Origin of the sequence: Caballeronia sp. LjRoot29 (assembly GCF_964252755.1) — a bacterium.
In the GTDB taxonomy this organism is placed as follows: Bacteria; Pseudomonadota; Gammaproteobacteria; order Burkholderiales; family Burkholderiaceae; genus Caballeronia.
In genome coordinates this window covers 39,217-61,094 of record NZ_CAXUPU020000014.1, presented here as the reverse complement: position 1 = coordinate 61,094, position 21,878 = coordinate 39,217, and the positions used below count along the sequence as shown (strand labels likewise).

The following is a 21,878-nucleotide window of genomic DNA, read 5'->3' as shown; positions in this document are numbered from 1 at the left end:
GAGTTCTGCTGAATGGCGAAAACACGGAATTTAGTTTCGTCGAATCCTGAATGACGGGTAATTCGTGCGAAAACTTGCAAATTTCTTTCGGTAAGTTTGACGGAGAAAGCGTTTCGCATCTTGCAACGATCATGGAAAACGCTTATGAGCTATTGGAGGAACGATTCTAATAGCGTATGGGAACTTGCCCACATATCGCCCCTCTAATCTTTAGCACTCGAAATAGCAGAGTGCTAATATCCTGCTAGACCCGGTTTTTCATCGGGTTTTTTGTTGATAAGGAGCACACCAGCGTGACCAATGCGATGACCCTCCCGAATACTGGACACTCGGCGCCGGCCAAGGCCGCTTCGGCAGGTGCGCTGACGTTTGCGCAGTCGTCCATGTTGACCGGCCAGATCGGCAACATCGACGCCTACATTTCGGCTGTCAACCGGATTCCGATGCTAACGCCGTCGGAAGAACGTCAGTACGCCACCGAATTCCGTGACAACGACAACCTAGATGCCGCTCGTCAGCTCGTGCTGTCGCACCTGCGGCTGGTGGTATCGATTGCCCGCAATTATTTGGGTTATGGGCTGCCCCATGCCGACCTGATTCAGGAAGGCAATATCGGCTTGATGAAAGCCGTCAAACGCTTCGATCCGCAACAGAACGTGCGGCTGGTGTCGTATGCCATGCACTGGATCAAGGCTGAGATTCACGAGTACATCCTGCGTAACTGGCGCACGGTGAAAGTGGCGACCACGAAGGCGCAGCGCAAGCTGTTTTTCAACCTTCGCAGCCACAAGACCGGACACAACGCGTTCACGCCGGACGAGGTCGATAACCTGGCGAAAGAGCTGAATGTGAAGCGCGAGGAAGTTTCCGAGATGGAAACGCGTCTTTCCGGCGGCGACATCGCGCTGGAAGGTCAGATCGACGACGGCGAGGAATCGTACGCACCTATCGCGTATCTGGCCGACTCGCACAACGAGCCGACCAACGTGCTGGCGTCGCGCCAGTTCGACAAGCTGCAAAGCGAAGGGTTGTCGACCGCGCTCGAATCGCTCGACGAACGCAGCCGCCGGATCGTTCAGGCGCGTTGGCTCGAAGTGGAAGACGACGGCTCGGGCGGCAAGACGCTGCATGAACTCGCGGACGAGTTTGGCGTGTCGGCTGAACGGATTCGTCAGATCGAAGCCAGCGCAATGAAGAAAATGCGCACGGCGCTGCACGAGTACGCTTAAGCGTTTAGGGCTTTGGGTTTGCCGCTGAGTTTTGGCGGCGCCCAGGCTCTATGTATCGAAGATTTGGTGAAAACCTGAAAGCCCGCCGTCGCAAGACGGCGGGCTTTTCTTTGCCTGCTCGAATGGACCTGACCGTCGGCCTGCTGCCACCAACAAAAAAAGCGGCGCCAGAGGTTTCCTCTAGCGCCGCCATGCGTCAAGTCAGCAGAGACTCTCTGCGAACTCAGCGCGACATCATGTGCGCTCTGACGTTATGGAGCGCCCACAACGTCCCGCCGATAAGGATCACCGCCACCAGCACGGCGGATGCGAGCGAGAGCAGATTCCATCGTTGCGACGAACAGGTGTTCATGTGCAGGAAAAACACCAGATGCACGAGGATCTGGATGAATGCGAGCACCGCGATGGCGATGATCGATTCTGTCGGCCCAAACATCTGCTGCATGACCAGTCCGAAGGCTGCGGCCGTCAGCACGACCGACAGGACGAAGCCAATGACATACGAGCGCACGCTGCCGTGGCCCGCGGTATCGATTGAATGTGCGTTTGCCATTTATACGACGCTCGTCAGATAAACAAAGGTAAAGACGCAGATCCACACGATGTCCAGAAAGTGCCAGAAAAGGCTGAGACACGTGAGGCGCGTCAGATCGCGTGGGGTGATCTTCTTGTTGCCGATCACCTGCACCGCCAGGACCACCATCCAGATCAGGCCAACGGCTACGTGCAAACCGTGCGTCGCGACCAGCGTGAAGAACGCGGACAAAAACGCACTGCGGTCAGGGCCGTAACCCTGCGCGAGCAGCGTGCTGAACTCGTGGATTTCCAGCGCGATAAACACCACGCCGAGCAGGAACGTAACGCCGAGCCACGCCAGCAGCGCAGCCGACTTGCCCTTCTGAGCGGCTAGCATGCCAAAGCCGAACGTGATGCTGCTCACCAACAGGATGGAAGTTTCCAGCATGACGAGCGGAAGCTCGAACAGGTCCTGACCGGTCGGGCCGCCCGCGAACTGATGGCCCATGACGGCGAACACGGCGAATAGCGACGCAAAGATAATGCAGTCGGTCATCAGGTACACCCAGAACCCTAGCACCGTATTCGACGCGCCGTGGTCATCGTGCGATCCCGGTAGATCCAGTGGGATAGTCTTTTGCAACATTACAGTGCCTCCTGCAGATCTTGCGTCCGCGCTGGCGTCGTGGGCGTCGGCGTGCCGTCCATGCCGGCGACGGTTTGGGCGGAAATGGTGCAGTCGATGTCGCCGTCGTAGCTACGAAGGATCAGCGTGACAACCACGCCCAGCAGACCCGCGATGGCGAGCCACCAGATGTGCCAGACCAACGCAAAACCAATCGCCAGGCTGAACAAGCCGATAACCAAACCGGCGCTTGTATTGCGCGGCATGTGGATGTCGCGATAATCCTCGCGCGCAAGGCGCGTACGGCCGCGTTCCTTCATGTGTGCGAAGGCGTCGAGTTCATGGACCACCGGCACGACTGCGAAGTTATAGACGGGCGGCGGCGAACTGGTCGCCCATTCAAGCGTGCGGCCGTTCCACGGGTCGCCGGTAACGTCTTTGTACGCAGGCGAATTCCGCTTCACGACGCTGACAACGACCTGAGCGATCTCGAACACAACGCCCAGCAAGATGATCAACGCACCAACGAAAGCGATGACCATGTACGGCTGCCAGCCCGGCGTGTCGTAGTGATTCATGCGGCGCGTCGCGCCCATGAAACCCAGCACGTACAGCGGCATGAACGCAGTCCAGAAGCCCACGAACCAGCACCAGAACGCGCACTTGCCGAGCGTTTCGTTCAGCTTGAAACCGAACGCCTTCGGGAACCAGTAGGTGAAGCCGGCGAGATACCCGAACACCACGCCACCGATAATCGCGTTATGGAAGTGAGCGATCAGGAAAAGGCTGTTATGCAGCACAAAGTCAGCGCCGGGCACAGCCAGCAATACGCCCGTCATGCCGCCGACGGTGAACGTGATCATGAAGCCGATCGTCCACAATACCGGCGAGGACAACTCCAGCCGGCCCTTATAGATGGTGAACAGCCAGTTGAAGATCTTCACGCCGGTCGGAATGGCGATGATCATGGTCATGATCCCGAAGAACGCATTCACGTTTGCGCCGGAACCCATCGTGAAGAAGTGATGCAACCAGACGAGCAGCGACAACACCATGATCGAGCACGTGGCGTAGACCATTGTCTTGTAGCCGAACAACGGCTTTTTCGCGAATGTAGCCACGACCTCCGAGTAGATGCCGAATGCCGGCAGCACCAGGATGTACACCTCCGGATGTCCCCACGCCCAGATCAGGTTTAGGTACAGCATGGCGTTGCCGCCAGCGTCGTTCGTGAAGAAGTGCATGCCGAGGTAACGGTCGAGCGCCAGCAACGCAAGCGTTGCGGTCAGGATCGGGAACGTGGCGAGAATCAGCACGTTCGAGCACAGCGACGTCCAGGTGAACACCGGCATCTTCATCAACGTCATGCCCGGCGCGCGCATCTTGATGATGGCCACGAAGAAGTTGATGCCGGTGAGCAACGTTCCTATGCCGGAGAGCTGCAAACTCCACAAGTAATAGTCGACGCCCACCCCCGGACTGAATTGCAGTTCCGACAACGGCGGATACGCGAGCCAGCCAGTTTGCTCGAAGTCTCCGATCACCAGCGAGATGTTGATCAGGATGGCGGCAAGCGCGGTCATCCAGAAACTCAGCGAGTTGATGAACGGGAACGCGACATCTCGTGCGCCAATTTGCAGCGGCACGACAATGTTCATCAAGCCGATCATGAACGCCATCGCCATGAAGAAAATCATGATGACGCCGTGCGCCGTGAAGACCTGGTTGTAATGCTCCGGCGGCAGGAATCCCGGCCCGTTATAAGCGAGCGCGAGTTGCGCGCGCATCATCAGCGCATCGACAAAACCGCGCAGCAGCATTAATACTGCGACCACGATATACATCACGCCAATCTTCTTGTGATCGACGGAGGTCAGCCATTCACTCCAGAGATAACCCCACTTCTTGAACCATGTCAGCCCGACGACCACGGCCACCACAATGAGGGCCATGAACGCCGCCGCGGCCATGATGATTGGCTGGTCGAACGGTATGTCCGCCAGCGTTAATTTTCCCAACAAATTTCCAAACATGGCTTACCCCTTCGTACGGCAGATCGGGTCGGGTATGTTGCGAGCATGCCCGTTGTTATATTTCGCGACGATGTTCTGAAACAGATTCGCGTCGACCTTGGAGAAGTACTGGACCGGATGTTTTTCGGTCGGCGCGGCAACGGCTGCGTAGTTGACGCCGTCGAGTTGACTCGACGATGACCTCACCTTCGCCACCCAGGCATCAAACTCCTCAGGCGTCGTTGCCACGGCGCGGAATTTCATGTCGGAGAAGCCTTGACCACTGAAATTCGCAGAGATGCCCGCATAGTCGCCGGCTTCATCGGCGATTAAATGGAGCTTGGTCTGCATGCCTGCCATTGCGTAAATCTGACCGCCTAATTGCGGGATGAAAAATGAGTTCATCACCGAATCCGACGTGATCTTGAAGTTCACCGGTGTACCAACGGGAAACTCAATCCGATTAACCGACGCAATACCCAGATCCGGATAAATGAAAAGCCATTTCCAGTCGAGTGCAACAACCTCGACATTGATCGGTTTGACCGCGGAGACAAGCGGCTTATACGGATCAAGTGCGTGCGTGCTTTTGTACGTTAATATTCCGAGATAAAGAATAATCAAGCTCGGGACGAGCCAGATCACCACTTCAATCTTGGTAGAGTGCGCCCACTTCGGCAAATATTCGGCCGATGTATTGGATTGCCGATATTTCCACGCGAATAACAGCGTCAGAAAAATAACCGGCACCACCACGATCAGCATGGCGTAGGTGGACGTAAGAATAAGATTCTTCTCAGCCAGTCCGATACTGCCTTTAGGATCAAGAAGATCCATCTGACCGCCACAGCCTGACAAAAGAAGAGCAGGGACAATTGCAAACAATTTGCAAAACCCTGACCCGGATTTTTGTTTCATACCTTGCCCGATTTCAACGTTTTTGAGATATTACGTTTAGACTTTAATCAGCCTCAGGCAAAGGGTAGCGCGATTTCAATAGCCTACTTATTCCAACTTTTTCGAAAAATATTTTGCGTTTATTCGATGCGTCGTGTTGCCGCGGACTTATGTCTATTTTTAGTGCGACGATTTGACTCGGATTATCGAGATAATAGCTTCTGCAAATAAATAAAAGCAATAAAACAACGAAGGCCTGGATCTCCAGGCCTTCATCTCACGCCGCCAGATTGGCTAAGCCATCACTTCAGATATAGCCCTGGCGTCCACGATCCCTGGCGCGAGGAAAACTGGAAGGTCTTGGTTGTCGTGTTGCGAATGCAGAGGGCGATTTCCTTCGCTCCAGCTTGTTTTTGTGCCTCGACATACGCACTGATGTCGGTGGTTCGCACCTGCTGCACGTTGTCCGCATAGAACCTGCCAATGGAGCCAGTCGCGCCGCACGCCGCGGCCGTCGGCGGGTGGGCTGCGTCGTCCCAATCCGTCGAGGCGGCATATAAGTAGAGGGACACTGCGGCGGTATCGGTCACATTGCCACCCAGCGTTTGCAGGAACGAACCGACGTAGGCGTAGTCATTGAGATTGGCTGGTGTCGGGAATTTAATGAAGATCACGTCGTTTGGCGCCGAGACGAGCGTCGCGCCCGACGTCTCAATGGATCCCGTACTGGTCAATCGGGCATTCGCGCTGGCCGCCGAGTAATAGACCGGGATGTTCTTGCTGCACGTTGAACCTGCCGTGGTCGGCTTGTTCATGCAGGAATCCACAATGTATTGCATGCTTTCCGCGTGCCAGGCATTGAAAAAATCGCCGTGAGCGGTGTACATGCTGCCCCATTGCGGCACCTATTGACCGTTCTGCAAAATTGGATCGAGTGACAACTGTGCGGTAGTCAGATCAGGATCAGCACCGAGCGGATAAGAGATGTTGAGTTGAAGCTCAGGAATCTTGACTTTATATCCGGCGGGACAGGTGCCATCGGAGTTCCGATACGCCACGTTGAGGGCTCCGTCAGCCGCCTTCATCAATCCCTTCATCCGGTTTTTCCGGCCGCTTCCCAGATTCGGCACCAGGTTCACACCATCCCAGCAATCAGGAAAATGCACGGAGATGTCGAGTTGCGAAGGATCGCCGTCGCTATTGGGATTGGGTGGGCAGCTTGCTGGCATTGTCGAGGTGTAATTGCCACTGCCACGGCAGAGGAAGTTGACATGCGGATTAGGCGCCGTCCCCATATGATTTCCGGCCAGCATCTGGAGTCCCAGCGGAATTGCGTTGATGGGAAACGAAGCGACATGCTGATCGTCCTTGTAGTACGTCTTCTCATACTTCGGACTGACGATCCCGGACGGTCGTTTCAATTGCGGCGCCCAATACGCTGATCGATCAGCATTCGAATCGCAGGTTATTACCTTGTTGCTGCTAAGCGAATCGTAGGTACTGGACGCGTTCGTGCTTGAATTGCCAAAAAAGTCGTGCACCATCGCTTCCCCCGCTTTCCCGGGATAAACAATAGGGTCATCGGGCAGCGTGTGCGAATAGTTGCAATCGGTGTTGAAATTGTTGGCATGAGCAACGCCTGCAACACACATGAACATGGTCCAGATGACAAGTTTTATTTTCATGAACGACTCCTGGCAAAAAGCGGAAACGCTGGGTGGATTTATTTCTCTAGGCTATTTAGTTAGTTATATTTATTAATTTATCTGCAACAACAAATGTCATAACCAACGTGCAAAAACACAAGATTCGATCAAAGTGAAACGACCATCACGCAAAAAACAAAATGTGTATTTAATTAGGTTAACTGATTGTTTGGAAGACAAATAATAGACCCGGATCACGACTTTCGTCATGCCGGGTCTTAAAAGTAAATCGAGGAAGTCTGAAACTCGCGACCGTGTTGTTAGAAACCCGGCCGCGACGTGCGTGTTATGAACTCACGCCGGCAGCGGAGCTGCGCCACCGCCGTGCGAAAGACGCTTCGCCATGGTGTCGGCGTAACGTTGCGCGGCATTGCCTACAACAATGTGGAACGTATCAGCGGAAACCCAGGCGACATCAAGCGACGACAAACGCTGACGGTCCACCGACGACGGATCACGCACCACCACCCGCAAGCGCGTGGCCGCGACTGCATCGAGTGAAGCCACATTGGTCGCGCCGCCAAACACCGCAAGCCAGCGCACCGGGTCCGGATCGAGCGGGCCCTCTTCACCTGCAGGAACCGCAGCCAAGGGCGCGGCAGCAGCAGGAGTGGACGAAGCTCGCGCCGCGCCTCCCGCGGATGTACGCTCGAGTTCGCTACGGATTTCATCGGAGATGAGATCGGCTTCCGGTCCAATGATGACCTGCACGCTTGTCGCGCCGCGCTTCAATACACCACGCGCGCCAATCGACTTCAACTCGGGTTCTGAAACCTTCGCTGAATCCACTACCGAAAGACGCAGGCGGGTCGTGCAGGCATCGATGACCGTCAGGTTCGACGCACCGCCCAAAGCAGCGATGTAGCGTACGGCGCGCGGCACGGTAGCGCCGGCTGTCGGGGAAACAAAGCCCGTGTTGTCGTACGAATCGACTTCTGCGTCTGTCGTAGCAGGCTCACGGCCCGGCGTTGCCATGTTGAACTTGCGGATGAAGAAACGGAACAAGCCGTAATAGACCAGACCGTAGACGAGGCCCACCGGAATCGCCAGCCAGCCGCGCTGCGAAAGCCCATAGTTCAGCACATAGTCGATAGCCCCCGCCGAGAACGTAAAGCCAAGGTGAATGCCCAGTGCCGAGCAGATCGCAAGCGACAGGCCCGTCAGCACGGCGTGAATGGCATACAGCGCCGGTGCGAGGAACATGAACGTGTATTCGATCGGCTCGGTCACGCCCGTCAGGAACGCGGTAAGCGCCATCGAGAAGAGCAAGCCGCCGACCATCGCGCGACGTTCTTTCGGTGCTTCATGGAACATGGCCAGACATGCTGCCGGCAAGCCGAACATCATGACCGGGAAGAAACCCGTCATGAAGCCGCCTGCGGTTTTGTCGCCGGCAAAGAAGCGATGCAAATCGCCCGTCACCGCCGCGCCGCCGCCCGGGGGTGTGTACGAACCGAACACGAACCATGCAAGCGAGTTGATGATGTGGTGCAGACCCGTGACCAGCAGGATCCGGTTCAGCACGCCGAACACGAACACGCCGAGCGCGCCCGCGCCCGTCAGCCAGCCGCCCGCCGCATCGATCGCGGCCTGAATCGGCGCCCAGACATAGCCCAGGACAATCCCGATCACCAGACAGGACACGCCCGTGACAATCGGCACGAAGCGTTTCCCTCCGAAGAACGCGAGGTATTCAGGCAACTTGATGTCTTTGTACTTGTTGTAGAGAAACCCGGCTACGCAACCTGCAACGATCCCCGACAGCACGCCCATGTTGAGCTTGTCGTTGATGTCCTTCATCACTGCGATTTCGATCAGGTAACCGATCGCACCCGCCAGACCGGCTGTACCGTTGTTGTCCTTCGCAAAACCAACCGCCACGCCGATGGCGAACAAGAGTGGCAGGTTTGTAAAGATAGTATCGCCGGCATCGGCGATCATCTTGATGTTGAAGACATCCGGCTGGCCGAGGCGTAATAGCAGCCCGGCCACCGGTAGCACGGCGATCGGCAGCATCAGCGCGCGGCCGAGACGCTGCATTCTCGCAAACAGGTTAGCGTCCATCAGGTTCTCCAGAGATAAGTGTCTTGTCGTTGATCGTGTTGGTACAACATGTTGTCGATCGAAGCTTTTTTTACTAATAAACGCGATAAACGCGAAGGCCGGCTGCCAGACGGACGTGTTAGTCCAGCGGCCAGATTTCGCGGCTTGCTGCTCTTACTGCCTGTGCTGATTCGAGCGCCAAGGCGTCCTCAGCGCGCTGACGGCACAGTGGGTAATCGAGTTTGCGCACGAGCGCCTTGATGCCGGGAACCGAAACCGGATCCACCGACAATTCCGTCACGCCAAGGCCCACGAGCAAGGGCACGGCGACCGGGTCGCCGGCCAGCGCGCCGCATACGCCGACCCACTTGCCGTGTTTGGCTGCGCCGTCCGTTGCTGCCTTGATCAGGCGAAGCACGGCCGGATGCAGACCGTCGGCTTGAGCGGCGAGATCGGCCTGGCAACGGTCCATCGCGAGCGTGTATTGCGTGAGATCGTTCGTGCCGATAGACAGGAAATCCGCGTGCCGGGCGAGTTGATCGGCCAGCAGCGCGGCCGACGGCACTTCGATCATCACGCCCACTTGAATGGGATCAGTCCGGCCAATCTCCGCCGCGAGTTCATCGATACGCTTCCTTAAGCGCACGAGTTCGCCGGAATCGGTGACCATTGGCAGAAGGATGCGCACCGTGCCGAAGGGTTTCACCGCGAGCAGACCACGCAACTGGTCGTCGAGGAGATCCGGGCGCACTTGCGCCAGCCGAATGCCGCGCAGGCCCAGCGCCGGGTTCGTTTCCGGCGGCAGCGTGAGGTAATCGACTTCCTTGTCCGCGCCCACATCGAGCGTGCGGATGATCGCCGTACGGCCGTTCAACGCGCCGACAATCGATTGATAGCTTTCCGCATGTTCAGTCGCGGTCGGTGCGGACTGGCGATGGATGAACAGCAGTTCGGTGCGCAAAAGACCGACCGCGTCCGCGCCGTTATCGACGGCAGTTTTTGCGTCATCAAGTGTCGCGATGTTCGCGGCGACTTCGATCGTGCGGCCATCGCTCGTGGCAGCCGCTTCCTGCGACGTGCGCCGGTTCACTTCACGCACGCCCGCGAGACGCTGGCGCTCGAGGCGCGCGCGTTCCACATCGAGTGCGGTCGGTGCGTGCTCCAGCCGGCCGGCGGAGGCATCGACCACGACTTGCGTACCATCGGGAATCGCGTGCAGTGCGTCGCCCACTGCGACCAGTGCCGGAATGCCGATCTGGCGCGCGATGATCGCCGCATGCGATGTCGCGCCGCCGCGTGCCATCACCAACGCCGTGACACGCGTGCGATCCAGCGACGACAAGTCGGACGGCGTGAATTCATCGGCGGCGAGCACGGCCTCGTCGGGCAATTCGCGCGCCGCGGTGTTCGTGTAGCCCAACGCGCGCAGCACGCGCTTTTCGATATCGCGTAAATCCGCGGCGCGCTCAGCCAGCAACGCGTCCTCGATATTCGACAGCAACACGATCTGCGCTCGAATCGCTTCACGCCACGCGAAGCCGGCGCTCTTGCCGAGGCTGATCAGATCGCGCGCGGCGTCGAGCAGCGTGGGGTCTTCCAGCAATACGCGATGCACCGCGAAAATTCCCGCCTCCCCCACCGCGCCGCGTTGCGAAGCAGTCCGTACCGTTTCGTCCAGTTCCGCGTCGATGGTCGCAATGGCCTTGTCCAGCAAGCGGCTTTCCGCTGCCGATGTACCGGTTGCCTGCTCCGGCGGCGTGATGTCGTTGTCGTCCCAGCGCACGAGCTTGCCGACGGCAACTCCCGGCGATGCACAGACGCCCGCAATCGTGTTCGGATCGAGCGGCTTGCCCGGATCGCGCGAAACAGCGACCGGTGCAGGCGATTGCGTGCGCGCCGGTTTCTCTTCCACTTCACCATGGGCTTCACGCAGCAATTCCGCTGCGACGGCTTCAACCGCCGCAGCCGCTTGCGCGCCCACGCCAAGCAATTCGATGGTCGCGCCTTCACCGGCCCCGAGTCCGAGCAAACCGACGACGCTTTCGATCGGCGCTTTACGGCCGTTGAAACGCACTTCCACCTTGGCGTCGAAACCACGCGCCGCTTCGCGGGCGCGTGCCGCGGGCCGCGCGTGCAAACCGCCTGCATGCCCAAGCGTCACGTTGCGGCGCGCTTCATCGGTGAAATTCGAATCGCTGCGGGCCGCGTCCGCCTTCACGCCGCCCTTGCCGCGCAGCACGAGCAACTGGCTTTCGCCCGCTTTCAGCATGCCTCGGCCAGCACGATCGACCACCTCGAACGCGTCGCTATTGGCGACCGCAATCACGGAAACGAGGCTCGGCGCGTGTTGCGCGACGTAGTCGGCGTCGAATTCGATCAACACCTGACCGGTGCGCACACTGGCGCCCTGCTCGACCTTCGGCGTAAAACCTTTGCCAGCAAGCTCGACCGTATCAATGCCGATATGCACCAGGATTTCCGCGCCTTGCGAGGTGCGCAGCGTCACGGCGTGATGCGTACGCGCGAGATGCGTGATGACGCCATCGCACGGCGAAAGCAGCTCGCCTGACAACGGATCGATGCCAATGCCATCGCCGAACATGCCGTCCGCAAACACAGGATCGGGGACGTCCGCGAGCGGCACCATCGGGCCGGTGAACGGTGCGAGCAACACGAAATCGTTCGGGTTTTCAGGGGAATGATTCAACAGGGACTCCTCGGCACGGCGCATCGGATGACTCTCGATTAACGGGTTTCGGTGACTTTGGCCAGGTGACGCGGCGCGTCGGGATTACGCCCGCGCGCGGCAGCCAAGGCGTCGGCCATCACATAGAACGACAGGATTGCAGCGATCGGATCGAGCGCGAAATGCGCAGTCTCGACGAGCGGCAACGTGGCTTCGGGAACGTCGGCGGGCGCGGCGAGCAGCACGCGTGCGCCCCGCGCGCGCATGTCACGGGCAAGCTGGATCAAGCCAGCCTGTTCCGGACCGCGCGGTGCGAACACCAGCAGCGGATAGTCCTCGCCGATGAGTTCCATAGGACCATGCCGCACTTCCGCGCTCGAAAACGCTTCAGCCTGGATGCCCGATGTTTCCTTCAGCTTGAGCGCCGCTTCCTGGGCAATCGCGAGGCCAAGTCCACGGCCGATCACGATCATGCGGTCGACGTTCTTCAGTTCATCGACACCGTGCGACCAGTCAAGCTTGCCCGCCGCGCGCAATGCGTCCGGCAATGTTTTCAGCGCGCTCAGCAATTCGACGTCTTTCTGCACGTGCGCAATCACGATCGCCGACAGCGACAACATCGCGATATAGCTCTTGGTCGCCGCCACCGACAACTCGGGACCGGCCAGTAACGGCAAGCTCCACTCACACGCCTCGGCAAGCGGGGACCCCGGCACGTTGACAGCGGCCACAGTCAGCGCGCCGGCGGCACGCAACGCCTGCATGGTGCCAACGAGATCGGGACTCTTGCCCGATTGAGAAAACGCGACGGCCAGTTGGCCTCTCACGCGCAACGGTGCTTGCTGCAAGGTCGCAACAGACATGGGCAACGACGCAACCGGCACGCCGATACGGCTCATGGTCAGGCCTGCGAAGTAACTGGCGGCGTGATCCGATGAACCGCGCGCAACGGTCAATGCTACGTGCCGCGGTTCTTCGGCGAGCCGTGCGGCGAGTGCTTCGATGTGGGAAGTATCGGCGAGCTGGGCGACCACCACTTCGGCGGAGGCCAGCGCCTCGTCAAGCATATTCGACAATTGATTCACCTTCTACATAAGTAGCCGTCAACGCGAGTTCGCGATCGAAAACAACGAGGTCCGCCCACGCACCACGCGCGATGCGGCCTCTGTCCTCGAGGCCGAGATAATCGGCGGCGTAGCGTGACAGGCGATTGGAAACGTCCGCTATCGGCAAGCCGATGGAGACAAGATTGCGCAGCGCCTGATCCATGGTCAGCGTGCTGCCCGCGAGCGTGCCGTCGGCAAGACGCACGCCGCCCATGCACTTCGTGACGTGCTGGCTGCCCAGGCGATATTCGCCGTCGGGCATGCCGGCCGCCGAGGTGCTGTCGGTGACCACATATAGGCGCGGAATGGCGCGCAGCGCGGCGCGGATCGCACCGGGATGCACGTGTATGAGATCGGGAATCAGTTCGGCATACTCGGCATGCGCGAGCGCAGCGCCGACCACACCGGGATCGCGGTGATGCAGCGGCGACATGGCGTTGAACAAGTGTGTGAAGCCGCGGGCGCCGTGTTTGAGCGCGTTGACCGCGTCGTCGTAAGTTGCGAGCGAATGGCCCACTTGCACGCGCACGCCGCGCGCCGCCATTTCCTGGATTACTTCAATATGCCCGGAAATTTCCGGCGCAATTGTCACCACGCGGATGGGCGCAAGCGACAGGTACTTCAGCACTTCGTCGCGCACGGCAACCGCTGCCGCATCAGGTTGCGCGCCGAGCTTGCCGGGATTGATATAGGGACCTTCAAGATGTACGCCAAGCACGCGTGCGCCACCGGCCGCACGGCGAATGGATTGTTCGCCCAGGCCTTTTACAACCGCCATGAGTTCGTCGCGTGGAGCGGTCATGGTGGTGGCAAGCATGCTGGTGGTGCCATGCTTTGCGTGCTCGCGCGCAACGGTACTCGCGGCGTCGCCGCCTTCCATGATGTCCGCACCGCCGCCGCCATGCACATGGCAGTCAACAAAGCCCGGCAAGATGTACGGCGCATCGTTGGTCTTCGGGTCCACGCGCGCGCCTTCGAGCGCAGTCACCCGTCCGTTCGCAAACTCGACCGAGCCGTATATCCAGCCATCGGTCGTCAGGATGTTTCCTTTCAGCATCAATCTCTCTCATGAAACGTGCCGCTTAATGTACGTCGGCACGTTCGGCACATTTGGCGCGTTTTGCGCGTCTGGCGGCGCGCGCTGTGCGCATAACGAAGCTCCATCAACCTTCGCACCCGCTGCGAGCAGGCCGAAAGTCGCCGATAAAACCTTTCCCCGGTGACTTTCCGCGAGGGCGTTTTTCGCCTCTGGAGTTGTTTTGCGACGCCTGTTTCGACGTCTCGCCGGTCCGTTAGCAGAGAGGACTCTGGTGCGATGCCAGATGCACGGATAACGCAAGAACAGGGCGTTATCCAGACACCTTGATTGACACTTTGCGACGAATTTTTACGATCGTTGGACTGATCGAATGTGCATAAGAATGGTCATGAAGCGGCTATCTTTGGCGAGCCCATTATATAACCAAAATAATACCAGTCAATTTTCAAAATCAATTGCTCAAATGCGAACAAAATTGTTAATTATCAACGGGTTGAACGCGTCTCAAATTTATTTCTGGAACGCTTTCGTATCGGTAATTACCCTTGAATGACAGCCCACTTCCCTGTGGCCGGTCTACACACTATAGACGCCCTTTAACCGCGGCAAGAGGTGCCGCCAATGCTTTAATGCACGATCATGCTTTTAATCGGCACAATGGTCTCAACGGATTCACTGGGGAAAACGGTGAACGACATAAAAACGAGAGATCGAGGCGGATATGGACAGTTCTATGAGCGACGGCCTGACGGACGCGGTGCGCCGCTTCCAGTGGTTTTATGCACGCCACGTCAGGGCGCCGCATGAGTGGGTCGAGCACAGCGCACTGTCGTTGACAGAAATGCGTGTGCTGTTTGCCGTCATGCATGCCGGTACCTGCACGGCGGCCGACATCTCGCGCACGCTCGGGCTCGATACCGGTTACCTGAGCCGGATGCTGACGCAATTCGAAGCCGTCGGATTGATCGAGCGGCAGCCGTTTTCCGGCGATGCGCGCCGCAACCAGCTTTCATTGACCACGGCCGGAGAAACGACGCTGGCAGCAGGAAGCGCGCACGTGCGCGACGACCTTTCTGCCACGATGGACGCGATGTCGCCGGATGAACGCGCGCAATTGCTGGCGTCCTTGGGCTGTATCCAGCGCTTGCTGGGGCCGAACATCGACGCGGCGCGCGTTCATCTGCGGGGTCCGCGACCGGGCGATTTTGGCTGGATTGTCGAGCGTGAAGCGCAACTCGCCCCGGGTGGAATGCAAGCGCAACATGAGCGGGAAACGCGTACGGCGATGGTCGTGGCGGATTACCTGACTGCGCCCGATCCGCTGCGCAATGGCTGCTGGATCGCCGAGTGCGATGGCGTCAGCGTAGGCGCGAGCCTGCTGATAGGCGCGCAGGCCGGGAATGCACGGCTTGCGGCTTTGTTCATGGAACCGGGCGTGAAGCGGAGCGGTATCGCCCGCCGTTTGGTCCGAGCGTGCGTGACGTTTGCCACAGAGGCCGGATATGACCGCATCGTCTGCGCATCCGATGTGAGCCCGGCTCCGCTCGCCGCTCTTCTTAGCCCGTTCGGGTTCGAGGAACTGAGCGGCCAGCGAGAATGGGAAAAGCGCTTGAAATAGCTCCGCACCGTTTAAAAGCGTGCGCACTGCGTCGACTGCGTGGGCTTAATATTAAGGCCCGTTCCTCACTGGCTGGAATCGCCCATGTACGTCATCCATCTGCGCTACACCGGCGCGCTCGCTGAAATCGACGATGCACTCGACGCGCATCGCCTCTATCTCCAACGGCAGTTCGACGCAGGCGCGTTTGTTATCGCCGGACCCAAAGTGCCGCGCGACGGCGGCGTTATTGTGGCGGTGGCCATGGACCGTGACCGGCTTGACGCGATCATCGCGGAAGATCCGTTCTCGCAGCAACGGCTCGTGCATTACGAGATCATCGAATTCAATGCCACGCGGCTCGCTCCGGGAATGCATTTGCCGCAGTTGCCGTAAGGGTGGTTTGCAATTTTTCTTCTTCGACGGAGTGGTGCGGGAATCAATCCGCATCACCGTAAGCACCTCACGACGACCGTCGTAGACGACGGCGAGAACCGACGTCAAAGTAGTGCCCATCATTTTTGATTTGATGGACATCACTGTGACAGAGTCGGAAGCCAAACCGGGTAGCCGCAAGGGACGCCCGAATTATGATCGTGAGTTTCGACGCCGGCTTGCGGCCGCAGCGTGTGAGCCTGGTGCGTCGGTCGCTAAGCTGGCGCGGGACAATGGCATCAATGCAAACATGCTGTTCACCTGGCGGCGTCGCTATCGCGAGCAATTGCAAGCCGAAACGACGTCCCTGATTCCAGTGGCGGTAGTTCATGAGACGCCGCCGCAGCGCGTGGCGATGCCCCCGAATGGACGCGACGTCGGCAATCCGACTGCGCGAGCCGGGACGATCGAGATTCGGTTCGGTGGCGTGGTAGTCAAGGTCGACGGCGCCGTTGACGCCGACACGCTACGGGTCGTACTGGGGAGCGTGCGATCGTGATCTCTCTGCCCACTGGTACACGCGTCTGGTTGGTGGCAGGCGTCACCGACATGCGCTGCGGATTCCAAGGGCTGGCGGCGAAGGTGCAGACGGCGCTCGAGGACAATCCGCTGGGTGGCAACGTGTTCATCTTCCGAGGACGCAGAGGCGATCTTCTGAAGGTCATGTGGGCAACGGAGGACGGGCTCTGGCTTCTCGCGAAGCGGCTTGAGCGTGGCCGCTTCGTCTGGCCGCAGGCCGATGGCGGCAAGGTCCATCTGACGGCGGCGCAACTGTCGATGTTGCTCGAAGGCATCGATTGGCGGCAGCCGCGTCGGACCGCTGCACTGTCGATGTTGTAAACCGCGCGGAAGGCTCGTAAACTGCGCCACATGTCGAACGGCGCCGAACTTCCCGACGATGTTGAAACCCTGCGGGCCTTGCTGGTCGAGGCCCGTGCCCAGCTTGCCGAGCGCGATCTGGAGATCGAGCAGCTCAAGGCGCAGATCGACAAGCTTAAGCGCATGCAGTTCGGACGCAAGTCCGAGCAGTTGGACCGGGAGGTCGCGCGGCTCGAAAGCGCACTCGAGGATTTGACGGGTGAGCGTGGTGTCGCTGATGTGCGACGCGCCCGCCAATCAAGCGCGAGCACGCCTGTGGGCGACGTGTCGCCAAAAGAAGCGCTGCCGCCGCATCTGCCACGCGAAGAACGTGTCCTCGACGCTGACGCGACCTGTCCGAAGTGCGGCAGCGCCATGCAGCCGCTCGGAGAAGACGTGTCCGAGCAGCTCTCCCGCGTCGCGGCAATGTTCAAGGTGATTCGCACGATCCGGCGCAAGACGCTCTGTCCATGCGGCCACCACTTCTCGCAGCCGCCCATGCCCGGCATGCCGATCACGCGCAGCATCGCCCACCCGAGCCTGCTGGCCGACATCCTCGTCTCGAAGTACGCTGACCACGCCCCGTTGTACCGGCAGTCGCAGATTGCCGCGCGCGACGGCGTGAAGCTCGACCCGGCCAGCATGGGACGCTGGGTCGGCCAGTGTGAGGCCCTTTGCGAGCCGCTGACCGAGGCGCTGCGCCGCTACACGATGACACCGTCGAAGCTGCACGCGGATGACACGCCGATCCCGGTGCTCGAGCCGGGCAAGAAGAAGACAAGGACTGGGCGACTGTGGGTGTATGTGCGCGATGACACCCGCTCGGGCTCGACGGAACCGGCCTCGGTGTGGTTTGCTTACTCGCCCGACCGCAAAGGCATCCATCCCCAGACCCATCTCGCTGGATTCGAGGGCATTCTGCAGGCCGACGCCTACAGTGGCTTCAACGAACTGTATGAAGGCGGCAAGATTCGTGAGGCTGCATGCTGGGACCACGCGAGACGGTACATATACGACGTTCACGTCCGCACGCCTACCGACGCGACTCGACAAGTGCTCGAACTGATCGGCGAACTTTACGGCATCGAGGCCGACATCCGCGGCCAGCCAGCCGCTGAACGGCTGCGCGTGCGGCAGGAGAAAAGCGTGCCGCTGCTCGCGAGCATCAAGACGTGGATGACGGACAAGCTCGCCACGCTGTCGAAGAAATCCGATCTGGCCAAAGCGATCCGTTACTCGCTCAACCAGTGGGATGCGCTCGCGCTGTACTGCGAACAAGGCCGTGCTGAGATCAGCAACGCTCTGGCCGAAAACGCGCTGCGCTGTGTGAGTTTGGGTCGCAATAATGCGCAGCCGCAAATTATGCGGAGTTTGCGTTGTACGGGACGTCACGATCGTCCGTGGGGCGCGCGTTGTGTGGATCGTTGGGTGGGAGCAAACTGCACATAAAAAAGGTGCTTTCCTGTTTGGGTTGTTATCCATTCAGGAGAATCATCATGATCGGCTTGATCCCCTTACAGCCGCAACCTCAGGCATGGTTGTGGCGTAGCGTCCTTTCTCCTTTCGCAGAGCGCTACTGCGAATATCTCGTTGATACCGGCTACGCAGCTCGCACCATCAACATCTACGTGAGGTGCGTCGCGCACTTTGCGTATTGGCTTACAACGCACCGTATAGCCGTAGCAAGTGTCGACGACCGACTTGTCTGCAGCTTCGTGAACGACCATTTGCGGCGATGTACCTGTCCCGACCCGATTCCGAGGGGGCGGCCAGACGTGAACGCTGCACTTCGGCATTTGCTGGTCGTCCTGGGCGCGTGCGCTGTCCCTCGGTTTCTGCGGGCACAATCGGACTCGGTGCAGCAGGAGGTGTGTCGCTTTACTGACCATCTCAAGGACGTTTGCGGCCTAGCCAAGTGTACTCGATATCAACGTGGTCGGATCATTCGCGACTTCTTGCATCGGTGCTTTGGTAGCAGACCCATCGTCATGAAGCAGCTAACGATTCGGGATGTCCGTCGATTCGTGACACGCTACCCCGACGGATGCAAAGCTGGAACAGCTCACGTAGCAGGCGTAACGTTGCGCAGTTATCTGCGATTCAGGAGTTTGCAATATAACGAACAGGTCGCAGAGCTGATCGCGGCGGTCCCAAACGTAGCAGGATGGAGGTTGGCGGCAATACCCGAAACGCTTTCGGACGCTGCGATCGGACAGATCCTGAATTCCTTTGATCATGAGACAGCGGCCGACTTGCGTGATTACGCAATGGTACGTTGTCTGGCAGACCTTGGATTGCGTGCTGCGGAAGTCGTGCAAATCCAGCTCGACGATTTGAACTGGCGCGAAGGCACGCTGCAAATCCGTCGTACCAAATCACGCCGGGGCTACATCATTCCGCTGCCGGAGCCGACAGGTCGCGCGATCGCCGACTATCTCCGGTTAGCCCGAAGGGCAACGACGACCTCGCGAGCCGTCTTTGTGCGGCACTACGCGCCTGCCGACGTTCCGTTGGGAACCGGTCGTGTCCATCAGGCAGTGCGTGCCGCATATGTTCGCTGTGGTTGGACTGAACAATCTGGAACTCATCTTCTGAGACACAGCGTTGCCAGACGACTGCTTCGTTCCGGCTCGTCGCTAAAGGAAGTGGCTGATGTACTGCGCCATCAAAGCATCGACACGACCGCGATCTACACGAAGATCGACCTGCAAGGCATGGAGGCGGTCGCGCTCCCATGGCCGGGGAGTAAATCATGAAACGCACCGCTCACGTCAACCCGACTGACACGATGGTATCGCTGGCGCAAGCATATCTCGCAGAGCGACGCTGCCTTGGATTCGACCTCAAGATCTCTGGACACGTATTGATGAACTTCGCCCGCTTTGCGGACGCGATGGAGCATCGTGGTTCGATCACCGAAGATTTGGCGCTCGCCTGGGCACACTCGACGCCGAGCCAAAGGCCCATTACCTGGGCGCGTCGAATCGAGGTAATCCGTCCCTTCGCGAAGCATCTCAAACAGCTCTATCCTGACACCGTTGTTCCACGATGCGACCTGTGCGGGCGAGCTCATCGTCGTCTGACACCACATATCTACACAAAGCAGGAACTCAACGAACTTCTCGCTGCGTCGGCGGCGATGCTACCCGCGGGTTCGATCAGACCGCTCACCTATGAAGCGTTATTCGGTTTGATTGCGGCAACCGGTCTGCGAATCTCGGAAGCCATCAATCTGTCCAGAGATGACGTGAATCTTGTTGCTGGGACGCTAACTGTCCGCGAGACGAAGTTCCACAAGTCGAGGCTTATTCCGTTGCATCCTACGGTAACTCGGGCCATGAAGCGTTACGCTGCCCGCCGTACGCTGGTCGTCGCTACCGAGCCGTGCAACTCGTTCTTTGTGAACCTTGATGGCAGGAAGCTGCATCCCAGGACAGTGCACTGGGCGTTTGGTCGGCTTCGCGAGCAACTCGGATGGATTGCGCGAGGCGACCATGCATTGCCTCGTATCCATGATCTTCGCCACACGTTCGTGTGCTGGCGAATCCTGAAGTGGTATCAGGATGGCGAGAACGTCGACAACCGGATGATCGCGCTGTCAACATATCTGGGACATGTGAAGCCGAGCGATACCTACTGGTATCTGACTGCGGTTCCCGATCTCATGGAAATCGTGAGCCAGAAATTTGCGGGTTTTGCCGAAGGGGTGGGTCATGACTAAAGCACGCCTGGTTCCTTCCTTCGCGACGCTCCTGCAGGACTTCTTCGTCGAACGGTTGATGCAGCAACGCGCGGTGAGTCCGGAGACGGTATCGAGCTATCGCGATGCGTTTCGTCTGTTTCTCCAGTTCGCATCGAATCGCCTTGGCAGGTGCCCAACTGATCTGACGCTGTCGGACATGGATGCGCCGCTGATCCTGGAGTTTTTGCGACATCTCGAGGTTGAACGGCACAACAGCACGCGGACCCGTAACGTTCGACTCGCAGCGTTGCGCTCGTTCCTGAAGTACGCGGCACACCGTGACGTTGCGTCGTTGGCCGTTATACAGCGTGCACTCTCGGTGCCGATGAAGCGTTGCGATAAACCTATGGTTGGATTCCTGTCTCGCGATGAGATTCAGCACCTGTTGATCGCGCCCGACCCAGACACTTGGCCGGGCCAACGCGACAGGGTCCTCCTGACAACCATGTATAACACCGGAGCACGGGTCTCGGAAATCCTTGCACTGCGCGTCAGCGATGTAATCCTGGGCACGTCGCCCTGTGTCCATATTGTCGGTAAAGGACGAAAGGAGCGGACGGTGCCTTTATGGCGATCTACGGCCAGGCTCATCAAAGGGTGGTTGCCTCAGATCCAGGATGCACCAAGTCAGAGGCTCTTTCCAAATCGGTCGGGAAATGCGATGACTCGCTCCAATGTCGCCGACCGGCTGAGAATTGCCGTAACGCGCGCGAAAGACCAATGTCCGCAGCTCGCCAAACGACGTGTTTCTCCTCATCTGGTTCGACACGCGACCGCCATGCATCTACTTCAATCAGGCGTCGACCTGTCAGTCATCGCGTTGTGGCTGGGACACGAAAGCCCATCGACAACGCACGGCTACATGGAAGCTGATCTGACAATGAAGGAGCGAGCGCTGAACAGGATTCAGCTGCCGCAAGTAAAGAATCCTCGATATCGACCGCCGGACCACATCCTGCAGTTCCTGGAGTCGCTGTAATTATGCGCAGCTCGCCGAACCGCGAATCCTTGCAGATCGCTTCGGCGACTCGCCTGGCACTCTTCAGAAAGTGACGGACTCCGCATAATTTGCGGCTGCGCATTATTGCGTCAATGCACATATGTGCATTGACGCAAGAACTTCTTGTTCGCCGGCTCCGATAGCGGGGGCGAGCGGGCTGCCGCGATGTACGGTCTGATCGGCACGTGCAAGCTCAACGGGATCAACCCGCGCACCTACCTCGAATACGTCCTGACCCATATCGCTGATCACCCCATCAATCGTATCGACGAACTGCTACCCTGGAACGTCGCCAGGAAACTGCCAGAGCAGCCCTGCCTATCTGGCTCCACGCACTGATTGCCAGCCGGCGAGCACCACATCGTCCGAAACCCGATCATGCCTCAC

At 58.9% G+C, this 21,878-nt stretch carries 17 protein-coding genes and 3 pseudogenes; 10 read left to right on the top strand and 10 right to left on the bottom strand.

Annotation, left to right across the window (positions count from 1 at the left end; translation table 11 throughout):
* Positions 1-293 precede the first annotated feature (293 nt).
* Positions 294-1,229: an RNA polymerase sigma factor RpoH gene (rpoH, locus tag ACSQ83_RS17200; protein WP_414953240.1), complete on the top strand. Its 936-nt coding sequence runs from the start codon at positions 294-296 to the stop codon at positions 1,227-1,229.
* A gap of 223 nt (positions 1,230-1,452) precedes the next feature.
* Here the strand turns inward: rpoH and cyoD are convergent, their stop codons facing one another.
* From cyoD to nagA, 10 genes and pseudogenes are all read right to left on the bottom strand, one after another.
* Positions 1,453-1,782 carry a cytochrome o ubiquinol oxidase subunit IV gene (gene cyoD, locus ACSQ83_RS17195; RefSeq protein ID WP_436228967.1) on the bottom strand — a complete coding sequence of 110 codons (330 nt, stop codon included), beginning with the start codon at positions 1,780-1,782 and terminating at the stop codon, positions 1,453-1,455.
* Positions 1,783-2,391 (bottom strand): cytochrome o ubiquinol oxidase subunit III, encoded by a 609-nt coding sequence (cyoC, locus tag ACSQ83_RS17190; RefSeq protein WP_436228966.1) that lies wholly within the window; start codon positions 2,389-2,391, stop codon positions 1,783-1,785.
* A 115-nt stretch (positions 2,392-2,506) separates the two neighbouring features.
* A pseudogene (gene cyoB, locus ACSQ83_RS17185) lies at positions 2,507-4,391 on the bottom strand (cytochrome o ubiquinol oxidase subunit I); the annotation flags it as partial.
* A 15-nt stretch (positions 4,392-4,406) separates the two neighbouring features.
* Positions 4,407-5,300, bottom strand: a complete 894-nt coding sequence (gene cyoA, locus ACSQ83_RS17180; protein ID WP_436228965.1) for a ubiquinol oxidase subunit II — start codon at positions 5,298-5,300, stop codon at positions 4,407-4,409.
* A gap of 281 nt (positions 5,301-5,581) precedes the next feature.
* Entirely contained in the window at positions 5,582-6,094 is a 513-nt protein-coding gene (locus ACSQ83_RS17175; protein WP_414952445.1) for a CBM96 family carbohydrate-binding protein, read from the bottom strand.
* A 90-nt stretch (positions 6,095-6,184) separates the two neighbouring features.
* A complete protein-coding gene (locus ACSQ83_RS17170; protein WP_436228964.1) occupies positions 6,185-6,964 on the bottom strand; it encodes a DUF1996 domain-containing protein in 780 nt (259 codons plus the stop codon).
* A gap of 315 nt (positions 6,965-7,279) precedes the next feature.
* The gene (nagE, locus tag ACSQ83_RS17165; RefSeq protein WP_436228963.1) at positions 7,280-9,049 is read right to left on the bottom strand and encodes an N-acetylglucosamine-specific PTS transporter subunit IIBC; all 1,770 of its coding nucleotides are present in this window, start codon (positions 9,047-9,049) and stop codon (positions 7,280-7,282) included.
* 118 nt (positions 9,050-9,167) lie between these two features.
* On the bottom strand, positions 9,168-11,759 hold the full coding sequence (ptsP, locus tag ACSQ83_RS17160; RefSeq protein WP_436228962.1) for a phosphoenolpyruvate--protein phosphotransferase: 2,592 nt from the start codon (positions 11,757-11,759) through the stop codon (positions 9,168-9,170).
* Positions 11,760-11,773: 14 nt separating this feature from the next.
* Entirely contained in the window at positions 11,774-12,781 is a 1,008-nt protein-coding gene (locus ACSQ83_RS17155; protein ID WP_436229019.1) for an SIS domain-containing protein, read from the bottom strand.
* Positions 12,774-13,877, bottom strand: coding sequence for an N-acetylglucosamine-6-phosphate deacetylase (nagA, locus tag ACSQ83_RS17150; RefSeq protein WP_414952442.1), 1,104 nt, complete (start codon positions 13,875-13,877; stop codon positions 12,774-12,776). Before nagA ends, ACSQ83_RS17155 begins: the two co-directional genes overlap by 8 nt.
* Before the next feature lie 703 nt (positions 13,878-14,580).
* Here nagA and ACSQ83_RS17145 point away from each other — a divergent pair.
* From ACSQ83_RS17145 to ACSQ83_RS17105, 9 genes and pseudogenes are all read left to right on the top strand, one after another.
* Positions 14,581-15,477 carry a bifunctional helix-turn-helix transcriptional regulator/GNAT family N-acetyltransferase gene (locus tag ACSQ83_RS17145; RefSeq protein WP_436228961.1) on the top strand — a complete coding sequence of 299 codons (897 nt, stop codon included), beginning with the start codon at positions 14,581-14,583 and terminating at the stop codon, positions 15,475-15,477.
* 84 nt (positions 15,478-15,561) lie between these two features.
* Positions 15,562-15,852 (top strand): YciI family protein, encoded by a 291-nt coding sequence (locus ACSQ83_RS17140; RefSeq protein WP_436228960.1) that lies wholly within the window; start codon positions 15,562-15,564, stop codon positions 15,850-15,852.
* 112 nt (positions 15,853-15,964) lie between these two features.
* Positions 15,965-16,390, top strand: a complete 426-nt coding sequence (gene tnpA / locus ACSQ83_RS17135; protein ID WP_436228959.1) for an IS66-like element accessory protein TnpA — start codon at positions 15,965-15,967, stop codon at positions 16,388-16,390.
* Positions 16,387-16,731 (top strand): IS66 family insertion sequence element accessory protein TnpB, encoded by a 345-nt coding sequence (gene tnpB / locus ACSQ83_RS17130; protein ID WP_436228958.1) that lies wholly within the window; start codon positions 16,387-16,389, stop codon positions 16,729-16,731. The genes tnpA and tnpB overlap by 4 nt, the downstream gene beginning before the upstream one ends.
* A 30-nt stretch (positions 16,732-16,761) precedes the next feature.
* Positions 16,762-18,096 (top strand): annotated as a pseudogene (gene tnpC / locus ACSQ83_RS17125) (IS66 family transposase); the annotation flags it as partial.
* Positions 18,097-18,830: 734 nt separating this feature from the next.
* Complete coding sequence (locus tag ACSQ83_RS17120; protein WP_436228957.1) at positions 18,831-19,505, top strand: tyrosine-type recombinase/integrase; 675 nt, start codon at positions 18,831-18,833, stop codon at positions 19,503-19,505.
* Between the two features lie 32 nt (positions 19,506-19,537).
* Positions 19,538-20,470, top strand: a complete 933-nt coding sequence (locus ACSQ83_RS17115) for a tyrosine-type recombinase/integrase (protein WP_436228956.1) — start codon at positions 19,538-19,540, stop codon at positions 20,468-20,470.
* On the top strand, positions 20,463-21,470 hold the full coding sequence (locus ACSQ83_RS17110; protein ID WP_436228955.1) for a site-specific integrase: 1,008 nt from the start codon (positions 20,463-20,465) through the stop codon (positions 21,468-21,470). The genes ACSQ83_RS17115 and ACSQ83_RS17110 overlap by 8 nt, the downstream gene beginning before the upstream one ends.
* Positions 21,471-21,602: 132 nt before the next feature.
* Positions 21,603-21,830 (top strand): annotated as a pseudogene (locus ACSQ83_RS17105) (transposase domain-containing protein); the annotation flags it as partial.
* Positions 21,831-21,878: the final 48 nt, after the last annotated feature.

What these genes read in the sequence shown, in the direction of transcription:
- cyoD (WP_436228967.1), bottom strand. Translation starts at nt 1,782, where the DNA reads ATGGCAAACGCACATTCAATCGATACCGCGGGCCACGGCAGCGTGCGC.
- cyoC (WP_436228966.1), bottom strand. Translation starts at nt 2,391, where the DNA reads ATGTTGCAAAAGACTATCCCACTGGATCTACCGGGATCGCACGATGAC.
- cyoA (WP_436228965.1), bottom strand. Translation starts at nt 5,300, where the DNA reads ATGAAACAAAAATCCGGGTCAGGGTTTTGCAAATTGTTTGCAATTGTC.
- ACSQ83_RS17175 (WP_414952445.1), bottom strand. Translation starts at nt 6,094, where the DNA reads ATGAACAAGCCGACCACGGCAGGTTCAACGTGCAGCAAGAACATCCCG.
- ACSQ83_RS17170 (WP_436228964.1), bottom strand. Translation starts at nt 6,964, where the DNA reads ATGAAAATAAAACTTGTCATCTGGACCATGTTCATGTGTGTTGCAGGC.
- nagE (WP_436228963.1), bottom strand. Translation starts at nt 9,049, where the DNA reads ATGGACGCTAACCTGTTTGCGAGAATGCAGCGTCTCGGCCGCGCGCTG.
- ptsP (WP_436228962.1), bottom strand. Translation starts at nt 11,759, where the DNA reads ATGCGCCGTGCCGAGGAGTCCCTGTTGAATCATTCCCCTGAAAACCCG.
- ACSQ83_RS17155 (WP_436229019.1), bottom strand. Translation starts at nt 12,781, where the DNA reads ATGCTTGACGAGGCGCTGGCCTCCGCCGAAGTGGTGGTCGCCCAGCTC.
- nagA (WP_414952442.1), bottom strand. Translation starts at nt 13,877, where the DNA reads ATGCTGAAAGGAAACATCCTGACGACCGATGGCTGGATATACGGCTCG.
- ACSQ83_RS17145 (WP_436228961.1), top strand. Translation starts at nt 14,581, where the DNA reads ATGGACAGTTCTATGAGCGACGGCCTGACGGACGCGGTGCGCCGCTTC.
- ACSQ83_RS17140 (WP_436228960.1), top strand. Translation starts at nt 15,562, where the DNA reads ATGTACGTCATCCATCTGCGCTACACCGGCGCGCTCGCTGAAATCGAC.
- ACSQ83_RS17115 (WP_436228956.1), top strand. Translation starts at nt 19,538, where the DNA reads ATGGTATCGCTGGCGCAAGCATATCTCGCAGAGCGACGCTGCCTTGGA.
- ACSQ83_RS17110 (WP_436228955.1), top strand. Translation starts at nt 20,463, where the DNA reads ATGACTAAAGCACGCCTGGTTCCTTCCTTCGCGACGCTCCTGCAGGAC.